Raw genomic sequence first — 12,890 nt, forward strand, 5'->3', positions numbered from 1 at the left:
AGGGCACCGCAATGGAAGCGATCTCCTACGAACGCGCCACCGACGTCGCCGCTGCCGTGCGCGCGGCGCAGCGGCCGGGCGCGGCGTTCATCGGCGGCGGCACGAACCTGCTCGACCTGATGAAGGGCGGCGTCGCACGGCCCGTCGCGCTCATCGACATCACGCGCATCGCCGGCCTCGACACGGTCGATGCGCTGCCCGGCGGCGGGCTGCGCATCGGTGCGCTCGTGCGCAACAGCGACGCGGCCGACCATCCGCGCATTCGCACCGACTATCCGCTGCTGTCGCAGGCGCTGCTCGCCGGCGCGTCCGCGCAATTGCGCAACATGGCGACGGTGGGCGGCAACCTGATGCAGCGCACGCGCTGCCCGTATTTCTACGATCCGGCGTTCGCGCAATGCAACAAGCGCGCGCCGGGCAGCGGCTGCGCGGCGATCGGCGGCCACAACCGGATGCACGCGATACTCGGCGCGAGCCCGCAGTGCGTGGCGGTGAACCCGTCGGACATGAGCGTCGCGCTCGCGGCGCTCGACGCCGTCGTGCAGGTGAGCGGCCCGCACGGCGCGCGGCAGATTCCGTTCGCGTCGTTTCACCGGCTGCCCGGCGATCGGCCCGATCTCGACACGACGCTCGAGCCCGGCGAACTGATCACCGCGGTCGACCTGCCGCCGCCGCGCTTCGCCGACCATGCGCACTATCTGAAGGTGCGCGACCGCGCGAGCTACGCGTTCGCGCTGGTGGCCGTGGCCGCCGCGTTGCGAATGGACGGCCCGCGCATTGCGGAGGCGCGGATCGCGCTCGGCGGCGTCGCGCACAAGCCGCTGCGCGCGACGGCCGCGGAACGGCATCTCGCGGGGCGCGAGCCGACCGATGCCGCGCTGCGCGAGGCGGCCGCGCTCGAGCTGCGCGATGCGCAGCCACTCCAGGGTAACGGATTCAAGGTCGCGCTCGCGCAGCGCGCGATCGTGCGCGCGGTGACCCTCGCCGCCGGCGCGACGGGAGGTGCCGCATGAACACGTTGACGGGACAGCCGCTCGACCGCGTCGACGGCGAACTCAAGGTGACGGGCGGCGCGCGTTATGCGGCCGAGTTTGCCGATGCGCGGCTCGCGCATGCGGTGCTCGTGACCAGCACGATTCCATCGGGACGCATCGAGTCGATCGACACGGCGCGCGCCCGCGCGATGCCGGGCGTGCTGCTCGTGATGACGCACGAGAATGCGATGCGGCTGCCGAACGGCGGCCGTCCGCCGCTGTCGCCGCCCGCCGGGCGCCGGCTCACGCTGCTGCAGGACGACGCGGTGCGCTACAGCAACGAGCCCGTCGCGGTCGTCGTCGCCGACACGCTCGAGCACGCGACCGACGCCGCGAATGCGGTGCGCGTACGCTATCGCGCGAGCGATGCCGCGCTCGATTTCGCGCGCGAGAAGGGCGCTGCGCGCGTGCCGCCGAAGCAGCAGGGCCGCGCGATGGACACGCAGCGCGGCGATGTCGACGCGGGCCTGCGCGAAGGCGCGGTGCGCATCGACGCGACCTACACGACGCCGATGCAGCATCACAACCCGATCGAGCCGCACGCGACGATGGCGCACTGGGACGGGCCGACGCTCACGCTGCACGATGCGACGCAGGGCGTGTCGGGCGCGAGCACCGCGGTGGCCGCGGTCTTCGGCATTGCGCCGGAACAGGTCCGCGTGATTTCACCGTTCCTCGGCGGCGGCTTCGGCTGCAAGGGATCGTCGTGGTCGCACGTGTCGCTGTGCGCAATGGCCGCGAAGCAGGTCGGTCGTCCGGTCCGGCTCGCGCTGACGCGGCCGCAGATGTTCGGGCCGGTCGGCGGGCGGCCGTTCACCGAACAGCGCATCGTGCTGGCCGCCCGCCACGACGGCACGCTGACCGCGATGCGCCATGACTCGATCGTCACCACGTCGACCTTCGAGGACTGGACGGAGATGTGCGGGATGCCGTCGCGCATCATGTATGCGGTACCGAACCAGGCGACCACGCACCGGATCGTGGCGCTGAACGTCGGCACGCCGACGTTCATGCGCGCGCCCGGCGAGACGCCCGGCTCGTTCGCGCTCGAATCGGCGATGGACGAACTCGCGTGGCGGCTCGGGATGGATCCGGTCGCGCTGCGGCTCGCGAATTATGCCGAGGTCGATCCGCAGGACGGCAAGCCGTGGTCGAGCAACAAGCTGCGCGAGTGCTACCGCGTCGGCGCGCAGCGCTTCGGCTGGTCGCGCCGCACCGGCGCGCCGCGCACGATGCGCGACGGGGACACGCTGATCGGCCTCGGGATGGCGGCCGCCACGTATCCGGCGAACCGCAGCGAGGCGGCCGCGCGTGCGCGCATCCTGCCGGACGGCACGGCCGAAGTGGCGTCGGGCACGCAGGACATCGGTACGGGCACCTACACGGTGATGACGCAGGTCGCGGCCGACGCGCTCGGCTTCGCGCCGCAACACGTGCGTTTCGTGCTCGGCGATTCGAGCCTGCCGCGCGCGCCGGTATCGGGCGGCTCGCAATCGGCGGCGAGCGTCGCGCCGGCCGTGCGCGAGGCCGCGCTGCAGGCGCGCGCGAAGCTGATCGCGCTGGCGATCGCCGATCCGGGCTCGCCGCTGCACGGCGCGGCGGCCGACGACGTGACCGTCGACGACGGCTGGCTCGTGCAACGCGGCGACCCGTCGCGGCGCGATCCGGCCGCCGCGGTGATCGCGCGCGCGGGCGGCCGTCCGATCGACGCGCAGGCGACGGCGAAGCCGGGCGACGAGAAGTCGCGCTATGCGTCGCACTCGTTCGGCGCGGTGTTCGCGGAAGTGCACGTCGACGCCGAACTCGGCACGATCCGCGTGCCGCGCATCGTCGGCGTGTACAGCGTCGGCCGCGTGCTCAATGCGAAGACCGCGCGCAGCCAGCTGCTCGGCGGGATGGTGTGGGGGCTCGGCACGGCGCTCGAGGAAGGTTCGCATCTCGACGTGCGGCACGGCCGCTTCACGAATGCGAACCTCGCCGAATATCACGTGCCGGTGAATGCGGATATCGGCGAGTTCGACGTGACCTTCGTCGACGAGAGCGACACGCACTTCAATCCGCTCGGCATCCGTGGCATCGGCGAGATCGGGATCACCGGCGTGCCGGCCGCGATTGCCAACGCCGTCTATCACGCGACGGGCGTGCGCGTGCGCGATCTGCCGATCACGCTCGACAAGGTGACGATGCCGGCGCGGGCCTGAGCGCGTCAGCGTCGCGGCGTCCTGCGCCGCACTTCGCTGCGCAGCCAGTCGAGCCACGTGCGGATCGCCGCTTCGTGCGGATGGCCGGGGCGCCACACCACGTAGTGCGCATACACGTCGGTCACGCGCACCGTCGACACGCGCACGAGCGTGCCGGCCGCGAGTTCGGGTTCGATCAGCGAGCGGCGCGCGAGCGCGACGCCGCGTCCTTTCAGCGCCGCGTCGATCAACGCGTTCGCATCGGTGAAGCGCGGCGCGCGCGCGGATTCGACGAGGTCGAGGCGCGCGGCCTGGAACCACGGTTCCCACGGCTGCGCGGGATGGCGCAGCAGGGTCGCGCGTACGAGGTCGGCCGGCGTGCGCGGCGCGATGCCGTCGCGATTGCGGTATGCGGGGCTCGCGACCGGAAACACCGTCTCGTTCATCAGCTTCTCGGCGACGACGCCCGGCCAGGTGCCGGGCCCGTAGCGCAGCGCGACGTCGATGCGGTCGCGCTTGCGCAGCGGCGCGAGCGCCGCGTCCGGATGCAGCGCGATCGCGATGTGCGGATGCGCGGCCGCGGAGCGCGGCAGGCGCGGCGCGAGCCAGCGCTCGGCGACGCTCGGCAGCACGCTCACGTTCAGCGTGACGTCGCAGGTGCGCGGGCGGTCACGCACGGCGAGCGCCGGCTCGAACGCGCGTTCGAGCACGCTCAGGCCCTGGCGCACCTGTAGCACGAGCGCATGCGCGGCATGCGTCGGCGTGGCGCCGTTGCGCTCGCGCGTGAACAGCGGATGGCCGAGCTGCGCTTCGAGCGCGCGGATGTGCTGGCTGACCGCGCCCTGCGTGAGCGCGAGTTCGTCGGCCGCGCGCGTGAAGCTCTGCAGCCGCACGGCGGCTTCGAACGCACGTAGCGTCTGCAGCGGGGGAAGGTGGATGCGTCGCATCACGCATTAGTAGCACTAATGCCCGAGCACGACAATTCATCGTTTGTGGCGGCCGGCCGCGCGCTCCTACACTCGGTTCCGTCTTTCAACGAGTCCACCGGGCAACGCCATCCATGAACGCATATCGTCTCTACCTTTCGCCGGGCGCGTGTTCGCTCGCCGCCCACATCGCGCTCGAGGAAACCGGCGCGCCGTTCGACGTCGAGATCGTGTCCGTGCGCGAGCGGCAGAACCTCGATGCGCGCTATCTCGCGATCAACCCGAAGGCGCGCGTGCCCGTGCTCGCGATTCCGGGCGAGCCGCGCGTGCTGACCGAAACGCCCGCGATCCTCACGTATCTCGCGCGCCGTCATCCGGACGCGCGGCTGCTGCCGCTCGACGATCCGCTGCGCGAGGCGCGCTGCCACGAATGGCTCGCGTGGCTGGTCGGCTGGGTGCACGGCGTCGGTTACGGCACGCTGTGGCGGCCGGGGCGCTTCATCGGCGATCCTGCGCTGCACGGCGCGATCAGCGCGCACGGGCGCGGGCTGATCGACGACGCGAACGAATCGATCGAAGCCGCGCTCGCCGACGGCCGCACGTGGGCCGAGCCGGGCGGTCATTCGATCGTCGATCCGTTCCTGCTGGTGCTGTATCGCTGGGGTGTCGCGATCGGGCTCGACATGACGCGGCATCCCGCGTGGACCGCGCATGCGCAGCGCGAGGCGGAGCGGCCGGCCGCGCGGCGCGCGCTGGCGCGCGAGCAGGTCTGACACGCGGCCGCGGCTGGCCGGCTGGCGGCATGGCTGCTTCGTTCAAAGAGGCGTTCGACGGGTCATCCGACGAGTCGTTCGGATAACGAAGTTCGGACGTGTCCAATTGCCCTGTCGCGCCCATTCCATTGTAATGAGAATCATTCGCAACAATGGAGTGGAGTGAACATGAGCCGTTGTATTCAGTCACGCGCGACGCCGCCGCGCCGCGCGAGCGCGTCCGTCGCATTCGCGATGATGACCTGTGCGGCCGCGCCGGCCTGCGCGGACGAGGGCGAGCCGCGGCACGCGCCGCACCTGAACCCGATCTTCGTTCACGGCGAGCGCGACGCGGGTTCGCGCGTCGACCGCTCGGGCTCCGCCAAATATGCGACGCCGCTGCTCGACGTGCCGCAGACGATCACCGTCGTGCCGCGCGTGGTGCTCGACGAACAGCAGGCGCTGAGCCTGCGCGAGGCGCTGTCGAATGTCGCGGGCATCACGTTCAACGCGGGAGAGGGCGGCGGCGGTTCGGGCGACATGTTCAATATTCGCGGCTTCAGCGCGAATGCGAATATGCAGATCGACGGCCTGCGCGACAGCGCGCAGAACAATCGCAGCGACCTGTTCAATATCGAGGCGGTCGAAGTGATCAAGGGGCCGAACTCGGTATTCGGCGGCGCGGGCACGACGGGCGGCACGGTGAACCTGGTCAGCAAGACGCCGAAGGCCGGCGCGTCCACGGAAGCCGGCACGATGCTCGGCACGTCCGGTTACCGCCGCGTGACGCTAGACGCGAACCGGCCGCTGCCCGGCACCGACGATCGGGCGGCGTTCCGCCTGAACGCGATGGCGCACGTCAACGAAGTGCCGGGCCGCGACGACATCCGCAAGCGGCGCTGGGGCGTCGCGCCGTCGCTCGCGTTCGGTCTCGGCACGCCGACGCGCGTCACGCTCGGCTATTTTCACCAGTACGACAACAACCTGCCCGACTACGGGCTGCCGGCGCACAACGGCCAGGTGCTGGCCGGCGTATCGCGCGACAGCTATTTCGGCTGGCGCAATCTCGATCGCGAGCGCATCACGTCGGACGCGTTCACCGTGAAGGCCGAACACGACGTGTCGTCCAGCCTGAAGATGCAGAACCTGAGCCGCTATGCGCACCTGAATCGCGACACCGTGATTTCCGCGTCGCACGTGAACCTGCAGGGGCTGCCGCCCGGGCGCTACAAGCCGGCCGGGCCGCAGGGCTACGGCCGCGATGCGTCGACCGCGATGTGGGCGAACCAGACGAACATCACGAGCGAGTTCGCGACGCTCGGGATCGGGCACACGCTCGTCACCGGCTTCGAGATCTCGCGGGAAACGTACGGCCGCACGACCTATTCGTACGGGCTCAACCGCTTCTATCCGGCCGACGGTTTCGCGCTCGCCGCGCCGCCGGGCGTCTGGCAAGGGCCCGCGCGGCGGCAGGACAGCGCGCGCAACGACACGGCGCTCGTCGTGAAGGCGCTGTACGCGTTCGACACGATCTCGCTCGGCCGTAATTGGGACGTCGACGTCGGGCTGCGGCACGACTGGATCGACGGCTGGGCGGAAAGTACGCCGGCCGGCAAACCGACCGAGCGCGCGGACAGCGACGACCGTCATCTGAGCACGCGCGCGGCCCTCGTGTTCAAGCCGACCGATAACGGTCGCGCGTATTTCGCCTATGGCACGTCGTTCAACCCGTCCGCCGAATTTCTCGTGACCACCGGGTCCGGCGTGAGCGCGGCGACCGGCGCGCTCGCCCCCGAGAAAAACGAGAGCTTCGAGCTCGGCGCGAAATGGGAAGGGCTCGCGGGCATCGCGCTGAACGGCGCGCTGTTCCAGACCGAAAAGAAGAATGCGCGCGAACGAATGGCCGACGGCGGCTACGCGCTCGTGGGCCGCCAGCGCGTGCGCGGCGTCGAACTCGGTGCCGCCGGCAAGGTGACGCCGCGCTGGGACTTGTTCGCGAACTACACGTATCTGGCGAGCGTCACGCTCAGTTCGCCGGCCACGCCGCGCCGCGAGGGCCAGGCGCTCGGCAACACGCCGCGGCACGCGTTCAACGTGTGGACGACCTATCGATTGCCGGCGGGCTGGACGATGGGCTACGGTTCGCACTTCGTCGGCCGGCGCAACGTGACGTCGCAAGGCGACGGCCAGCTTGGCGCGTACTGGGTGCACAGCCTGATGGCCGGCTACGAGGTGAGCCGCCGGCTGCGCTTCCAGCTGAACGTCGACAACCTGTTCGATCGTGCGTATGTCGAACGCGTGCGGCAGGTGTCGGGGAGCGAATCGCGATCGTCCGCGGTCGAGCTCGGCGACGGCCGCTCGGCGATGCTGTCGGCCGTGTACACGTTCTGAAGGCCCGTGCGGGTCCGGCAAGCCGGCGGCGCGCCGGCCCCCGCTAGCGGGAAAACAGCGGGTACGTCGCGCCCGCGATCAGCGCGGCGGCGAGCCAGACCACGCTCCACGAACTGACGGCGAGCAGCGGCGGAATCGCGAGCGGCGTGGCGAACAGCCCGAGATAGACGATCGTGTTCGCCATCCCGAGCGCGGTGCCCGCATGGTTCGCGCCCGCGAGCGTCGCGAGTTCGGTGTACGCGACGCCGTGCCACGCCGACACGCAGATGCCGGCGAACACGAGAATCGCGACGATCGCGGCGAGCGGCACATGCGGGCTGCCGGCGGTCGCGGCTGCGAGCAGCGCGAACGATCCGGCCGCGACGCACACCGACCCGCGCAGATACGCACGCCGGTTGCCGTGCCGGTCGGTATGACGCCCGCTCCAGACGCGCATCACCATCGCGCCGACCTGCAGCGCGACCATCGCCGCGCTGATGCCGGCGAGGCCGAGCCGGCCGAAATCGTGCAGGAACACGGTCGCGAACGTGAGCACCGCGAACTGCGGCGCACACAGCGCGCCGATGCCGAGCACGATGCGCCACACGCGACCGCTCGCGAGCGGGCTGCGCGCGGCCGCGGCCGGCGGTTGCTGCGCGGCGGGGCGGTGTGCCGCGGGTCCGTGCGCGGCGCCCGGCGCGTGGGGCGGTTCGTGCAGCCAGCGCCACGTCAGCGCGGCCGATCCGGCACACAGCAGCATCAGCGCGCCGTACACCGCGGCGAAGCCGGCATGCGACGCGAGCGACGGCAGCAGCGCCGCGCCGACGCCGCCGCCGAGCGGCACGGCCGTCTGGCGGATGCTCATCGCGAGCCCGCGTTCGCGCTCGCCGAACCAGCGCATCACCGCGCGTCCGCTCGAGCCGTTCACGCTGCCGCCGAGCAGGCCGACGCAGCACATCGCCGCGACGACGCGCATCAGCGGCGGCACCGTGTGCGCGCTCGGGACGATCGTGATCACCATCAGCGCCAGCATCGCGGCCGTCGCGACGAGGCCGGTGAGCAGTACGCGACGGTCGCCGAAACGGTCGGCGGCGATTCCCCACGGCAGCTCCGACAGCGCGACGCCGAAGCCGAGCGCGCCGAGCACGAGGCCGAGCGCGCCGTTGTCGAGGTGATAGGCCGAGCGCATCCACACGGCGGTGGTCGGAATGCCGGCCGCGGCGGTGGAAAAGCTCATGTTCGCGGCGACGCCGGCCGCGAGCACGCGCCAGCGATGGGCCGGGCCGCGCGCGTCGTGCGCGGGCGAGGACGGGGAAGCGAGGCAGGAGGTATCCATGGCGACAGAAGCCCGTTCGGAAATTGACATCACCAGTGTGGCGACCTACATTCATCCTGAAAATCGGAAAGTTTTTGATGAATCGTTCGATAAAACGGGATGATTGAGATGTCCGGACAACACAATGCCGATGGCGCGGCGCCGGTCGCGGCACCCGACGCCGCGCTGGCCCGGCCGAACTTCGACGTCGCGGCGCTGCGCAGCCTGGTCGCGGGCGTGGATCTCGGCAGCTTCGCGAAGGCTGCCGATCGCGTCGCGCGTTCGTCGTCGGCGGTGAGCGCGCAGATCCGCAAGCTCGAGGAGCAGGCCGGCACGCCGCTGTTCGTGAAGGCCGGGCGCGGGCTCGCGCTGACCGACGCCGGCGACGCGATGCTGCGCTATGCGCGGCGGATGATCGAACTGAACGACGAAGCGGCTGCAGCGGTGCGCGGCGTGAATCTCGACGGCTGGGTGCGGGTCGGCCTGCAGGAGGATTTCGGCGAGGCGATCCTGCCGGACGTGCTCGGGCGTTTTGCGCGTGCGCATCCGAAGGTGAGGATCGAGGCGCGCGTCGCGCGCAATGCCGAATTGCTCGAGCGGCTCGACGCGAACCAGCTCGATCTCGCGCTGGTGTGGGGCGACCCGGCGTCGGCGACGCTCGTGTCGCGCGCGGGCATCGACAGCGACGCGATCGCGCAGGTGCCGATGCAGTGGATCGCGGCGGTCGGGGCCGCAGGTTTCGGCGTGCCGGACGGTGGCGGCCCGGCGGATGCGGCTGACGACGGCGATGCGAGCCTGCGTGTGATGCGCGCGTCGGGCGAGCCGCTGCCGCTCGTTGTGTTCGACCGGCCGTGCCGGTTCTTCGGCGCGGCGACCGACGCGCTCGACCGCGCGGGCGTGCCGTGGCGCGTCGCGTTCACGACGCCGAGCCTGGCCGGGCTGTGGGCCGCGGCGTCAGCCGGCCTCGGGCTGACGGTGCGCTCGCATTATGGGCTGCCCGCGTCGGTGCGCGTGCTCGACGCGGCGTCGTTCGGGCTGCCCGAACTGCCGAGCCTGCCGCTGATGCTGCTGCGGCGCACGTCGTCGGCGACCCCGACCGTCGAGCGGCTCGCGCGGATCGTCACGCAGGCGGTGCGGGACGCGACGCAGGCTGAGGTGGCGATGCTTGCGGTGTAACGGAACGTACCGGAGCCGCGGCTCGGTATGCGTCGGCACGCCTCTGCCGATCGGCCGAATGGAGCGATCAGGCGAACGGGACTACAGTGATGGACACCTGAAACGGAGGTCATCATGCAAGACGCGAACCTGCCTAACGGCATTGCGATCGGTCCATCGCAGCAAGGCGACGTATCGAGCCCGGCTGACGATACTCACGTCGATTCAGTCGGGTCGGCAAAGTTGCCCATTCGCTTCGGCGTTCTACAAGGTCAGGCGTGGATCGCGGATGATTTCGACGCACCGTTGCCGGCGTATCTGCTGGATGCGTTCGAGGGACGCTGATGCGCCTGTTGCTCGATACGCACATCTTCTTGTGGATCGTGACCAACGACCCAAAGCTTAGCGCGCGGGCGCGCAAGCTGATCGCGGGTGCGGATGAGCGCTTCGTCAGCAGCGCGAGTATCTGGGAGGCCGCCATCAAGGCTGGCCTCGGGAAACTCGACATCGACGTGGGCAGATTGATCGACTCAATCAGTACGAGCGGAGTGCGCGAACTGCCGGTTCGCGCCGTGCATGGGGCGGCGGTGCGTGATTTACCGCACCACCATCGCGACCCATTCGATCGCTTGCTCGTCGCGCAGGCTCGGCATGAACCGCTGCAACTCGTCACGGCCGACGCCCAGCTTGCGCGGTACGGCCTGTCTGTCGTTCTGACGGTTTGAAACAATCTGGCGAAAATTCGCCCATCGTCCGCCCCGCGCGTCGCGCCGCGGCCTATGCGACGGCGCTGTCCGGCGCGATTGCCCCGAGCGTGGCGAGAATTTCGGCCAGCCTGTCCCGCATCCCGTCGCTCGCCGGCACGAACGGCAGCCGCAACCCGTCCTCGCACCACCCCTGCGCGGCCAGCACCGCCTTCACGGGGGCCGGATTCGGCTCCGCGAACAGCGCCGCGACCAGCGGCTGCAGCGCGACCGACAGCTCGCGCGCGTCGGCGAGCCGGCCGTCGCGCAGTAGCGCATGGATGCGCACGTGCCACTCGGGCAGTACATGCGCGCTGCTCGCGATCGCGCCATGCGCGCCGGCGCACAGCGCGGCGAAGTTCTGGTTGTCGTCGCCGGAAAGGATCGCGAGCGGCGTGTCGTGCACGAGCCGGCTCATCCGGTCGAGCGTGCCGCCGCACTCCTTGATGCCCGCGACGCGTGGGTCGCGCGCGAGCGCCTGCAGCGTCTCGAGTTCGACGTTTACGCCGGTGCGGTACGGGATGTTGTAGACGAGGACGGGCAGGTCGGCCGCGTCGACGATCGCTTCCACGTGGCGGCGGATGCCGTCCTGCGTCGGCCGAACGTAGACGGGCGGCGTGACGAGCAGCCCGTCGGGCCGCAGCGCGGCGAGCTCGCGTGCGCGGGCGGCCGCGAAGTGCGTCGCGCTCGCGGTGAGCCCGACGACGACCGGCAGATCGGGCACCGCGTCGCGCAGCGTCGCGAACACGGCGTCCTGTTCGCGCGCGTCGAGCAGCACGCCTTCACCGGTCGTCGCGCCCGCGACGAAACCCGCGATACCGGCCGCCGCATAGTGGCGCGCGAGTCGCGCGAGCGCGCCGTGGTCGACCTCGCCGTCATGGAACGGCGTGATGATGGGCAGCCAGATACCTTCGAAACGTGTGTGCATGCAAAGCCTCATGGTGGAAACGGAGTGGGAAGGAACCGTTCCGCCGGCGAGGTGCCGGAGCGAGGCGTGCGAGCAAGGAAAAAGAAACGACCTGCGGGCATCCCGTCCGGCATTCGCCTGACGGGACGCGACGTCCCCGTCAGTCGAGGAGTCGTTTTTTCAGTTTCAGCCCGGCCGCGCGCGCACCTGCCGCGATGGCGGCAAGGATCGACGACGAGCGCAGGGCAGCGGACATGGATGAACCGTGAAAAGGGCTGAGCGGCGATCTTAACATCGGAGCCGGCGCGCACGCGAGCGTGCATGCGCCGGTTAGCAGAATTCGAGATTTGCTTTCCACGACAGATTGGAAGGCGCGCGACGCCTGGCCGCTAGAATGCCCGCTTACGTTTCGATGACAGCGCGCACGCGTGCCGTCACGCACCTTCAACACCACTGGAACGGGGCATATCACGATGGCAAGCATCAAGGGGATCGGTCGCTGGCTGCACACGGGCACCGCGGCGGCGCTGGTCGTGGCGGCAACGGCCGCGCATGCGGACACGTCGATCCTGAACGTGTCGTACGACGTGACGCGCGAACTGTACAAGGACATCAACTCGGGCTTCGCCGCCGCGTACAAGCAGCAGACCGGCGAAACCGTGACGATCAAGCAGTCGCACGGCGCGTCGAGCGCGCAGGCGCTGTCGGTACTGCAGGGGCTGCAGGCCGATGTCGTGACGATGAACCAGCCGAACGACATCGACCTGCTCGCCGAGCGCGGCCAGTTGCTGCCGAAGGACTGGCGTGCGCGCTTCCCCGACAGCAGCTCGCCGTACTCGACGACGATGGTGTTCCTCGTGCGCAAGGGCAACCCGAAGGCGATCAGGGACTGGAGCGATCTCGCGAAGCCGGGCGTACAGGTGGTCATCGCGAACCCGAAGACGTCCGGCAACGGCCGCTACGCGTATCTCGCCGCGTGGGGCTACCAGAAGCAGAAGGGCGCGACCGACCAGCAGGCGCTCGACTTCGAGAAGGCGATCTTCCGCAACGTGCCGGTGCTCGACTCGGGCGGCCGCGGCGCGACGACGACCTTCACGCAGCGCGGCATCGGCGACGTGCTCGTCACGTTCGAGAACGAAGTCGCGCTGATGGACACGGGCGCGTCGGGGGCGGAATTCGACGCCGTGTACCCGTCGGCGAGCATCCTCGCGGAGCCGCCCGTCGCCGTCGTCGACAAGGTCGCCGACAAGAAGGGCACGCGCAAGATCGCGCAGGCGTATCTCGACTATCTGTACACGCCGCAGGCGCAGGAGATCATCGCGCAGCACCATCTGCGCCCGCGCGACGCGAACGTGCTGAAGAAGCATGCGGTCGAGTTCAAGCCGCTGAAGACGTTCAGCGTCGAGCAGGTTTTCGGCAGCTGGGCGAATGCGCAGAAAACCCACTTCGCCGACGGCGGCACGTTCGATCGCGTGATTGTCGACCGCAAGTAGGCGGCACGCCGGACG

11 protein-coding genes are annotated in these 12,890 nt (G+C 70.2%); 8 read left to right on the forward strand and 3 right to left on the reverse strand.

The window, feature by feature from the left end; translation table 11 throughout:
* The first annotated feature begins 11 nt into the window (after positions 1–11).
* A complete protein-coding gene (locus ABIC50_RS30090) occupies positions 12–1,013 on the forward strand; it encodes an FAD binding domain-containing protein (RefSeq protein ID WP_354168495.1) in 1,002 nt (333 codons plus the stop codon).
* A complete protein-coding gene (locus ABIC50_RS30095; RefSeq protein WP_354168497.1) occupies positions 1,010–3,235 on the forward strand; it encodes a xanthine dehydrogenase family protein molybdopterin-binding subunit in 2,226 nt (741 codons plus the stop codon). The genes ABIC50_RS30090 and ABIC50_RS30095 overlap by 4 nt, the downstream gene beginning before the upstream one ends.
* A 5-nt stretch (positions 3,236–3,240) precedes the next feature.
* On the opposite strand, the gene ABIC50_RS30100 is transcribed toward ABIC50_RS30095, so the two are convergent.
* Complete coding sequence (locus tag ABIC50_RS30100; protein ID WP_354168499.1) at positions 3,241–4,161, reverse strand: LysR substrate-binding domain-containing protein; 921 nt, start codon at positions 4,159–4,161, stop codon at positions 3,241–3,243.
* Between the two features lie 113 nt (positions 4,162–4,274).
* Between ABIC50_RS30100 and ABIC50_RS30105 the strand changes: the two genes are divergently transcribed.
* Positions 4,275–4,913, forward strand: coding sequence for a glutathione S-transferase family protein (locus tag ABIC50_RS30105; protein WP_354168501.1), 639 nt, complete (start codon positions 4,275–4,277; stop codon positions 4,911–4,913).
* A 168-nt stretch (positions 4,914–5,081) separates the two neighbouring features.
* Positions 5,082–7,283, forward strand: a complete 2,202-nt coding sequence (locus tag ABIC50_RS30110) for a TonB-dependent receptor (protein ID WP_354168503.1) — start codon at positions 5,082–5,084, stop codon at positions 7,281–7,283.
* Positions 7,284–7,326: 43 nt separating this feature from the next.
* On the opposite strand, the gene ABIC50_RS30115 is transcribed toward ABIC50_RS30110, so the two are convergent.
* The gene (locus ABIC50_RS30115; RefSeq protein WP_354168504.1) at positions 7,327–8,598 is read right to left on the reverse strand and encodes an MFS transporter; all 1,272 of its coding nucleotides are present in this window, start codon (positions 8,596–8,598) and stop codon (positions 7,327–7,329) included.
* A 108-nt stretch (positions 8,599–8,706) separates the two neighbouring features.
* On the opposite strand from ABIC50_RS30115, the gene ABIC50_RS30120 reads away from it, so the two are divergent.
* The 3 genes from ABIC50_RS30120 to ABIC50_RS30130 all read left to right on the forward strand — a co-directional run bounded on the left by ABIC50_RS30120 (position 8,707) and on the right by ABIC50_RS30130 (position 10,457).
* Positions 8,707–9,753 (forward strand): LysR substrate-binding domain-containing protein, encoded by a 1,047-nt coding sequence (locus ABIC50_RS30120; RefSeq protein WP_354168506.1) that lies wholly within the window; start codon positions 8,707–8,709, stop codon positions 9,751–9,753.
* Between the two features lie 114 nt (positions 9,754–9,867).
* Positions 9,868–10,077, forward strand: a complete 210-nt coding sequence (locus ABIC50_RS30125; protein ID WP_105834761.1) for a hypothetical protein — start codon at positions 9,868–9,870, stop codon at positions 10,075–10,077.
* A complete protein-coding gene (locus ABIC50_RS30130; RefSeq protein ID WP_354168508.1) occupies positions 10,077–10,457 on the forward strand; it encodes a type II toxin-antitoxin system VapC family toxin in 381 nt (126 codons plus the stop codon). Before ABIC50_RS30125 ends, ABIC50_RS30130 begins: the two co-directional genes overlap by 1 nt.
* 52 nt (positions 10,458–10,509) lie before the next feature.
* Here the strand turns inward: ABIC50_RS30130 and dapA are convergent, their stop codons facing one another.
* The gene (dapA, locus tag ABIC50_RS30135; protein ID WP_354168510.1) at positions 10,510–11,403 is read right to left on the reverse strand and encodes a 4-hydroxy-tetrahydrodipicolinate synthase; all 894 of its coding nucleotides are present in this window, start codon (positions 11,401–11,403) and stop codon (positions 10,510–10,512) included.
* Between the two features lie 452 nt (positions 11,404–11,855).
* Between dapA and ABIC50_RS30140 the strand changes: the two genes are divergently transcribed.
* Entirely contained in the window at positions 11,856–12,875 is a 1,020-nt protein-coding gene (locus ABIC50_RS30140; protein ID WP_354168512.1) for a sulfate ABC transporter substrate-binding protein, read from the forward strand.
* Positions 12,876–12,890 lie beyond the last annotated feature (15 nt).

Source organism: Burkholderia sp. 567 (assembly GCF_040545115.1).
GTDB classification, from domain to species: domain Bacteria; phylum Pseudomonadota; class Gammaproteobacteria; order Burkholderiales; family Burkholderiaceae; genus Burkholderia; species Burkholderia ambifaria.

Coding starts and splice junctions, on each gene's coding strand:
- ABIC50_RS30090 (WP_354168495.1), top strand. CDS start 12: ATGGAAGCGATCTCCTACGAACGCGCCACCGACGTCGCCGCTGCCGTG.
- ABIC50_RS30095 (WP_354168497.1), top strand. CDS start 1,010: ATGAACACGTTGACGGGACAGCCGCTCGACCGCGTCGACGGCGAACTC.
- ABIC50_RS30100 (WP_354168499.1), bottom strand. CDS start 4,161: ATGCGACGCATCCACCTTCCCCCGCTGCAGACGCTACGTGCGTTCGAA.
- ABIC50_RS30105 (WP_354168501.1), top strand. CDS start 4,275: ATGAACGCATATCGTCTCTACCTTTCGCCGGGCGCGTGTTCGCTCGCC.
- ABIC50_RS30110 (WP_354168503.1), top strand. CDS start 5,082: ATGAGCCGTTGTATTCAGTCACGCGCGACGCCGCCGCGCCGCGCGAGC.
- ABIC50_RS30115 (WP_354168504.1), bottom strand. CDS start 8,598: ATGGATACCTCCTGCCTCGCTTCCCCGTCCTCGCCCGCGCACGACGCG.
- ABIC50_RS30120 (WP_354168506.1), top strand. CDS start 8,707: ATGTCCGGACAACACAATGCCGATGGCGCGGCGCCGGTCGCGGCACCC.
- ABIC50_RS30125 (WP_105834761.1), top strand. CDS start 9,868: ATGCAAGACGCGAACCTGCCTAACGGCATTGCGATCGGTCCATCGCAG.
- ABIC50_RS30130 (WP_354168508.1), top strand. CDS start 10,077: ATGCGCCTGTTGCTCGATACGCACATCTTCTTGTGGATCGTGACCAAC.
- dapA (WP_354168510.1), bottom strand. CDS start 11,403: ATGCACACACGTTTCGAAGGTATCTGGCTGCCCATCATCACGCCGTTC.
- ABIC50_RS30140 (WP_354168512.1), top strand. CDS start 11,856: ATGGCAAGCATCAAGGGGATCGGTCGCTGGCTGCACACGGGCACCGCG.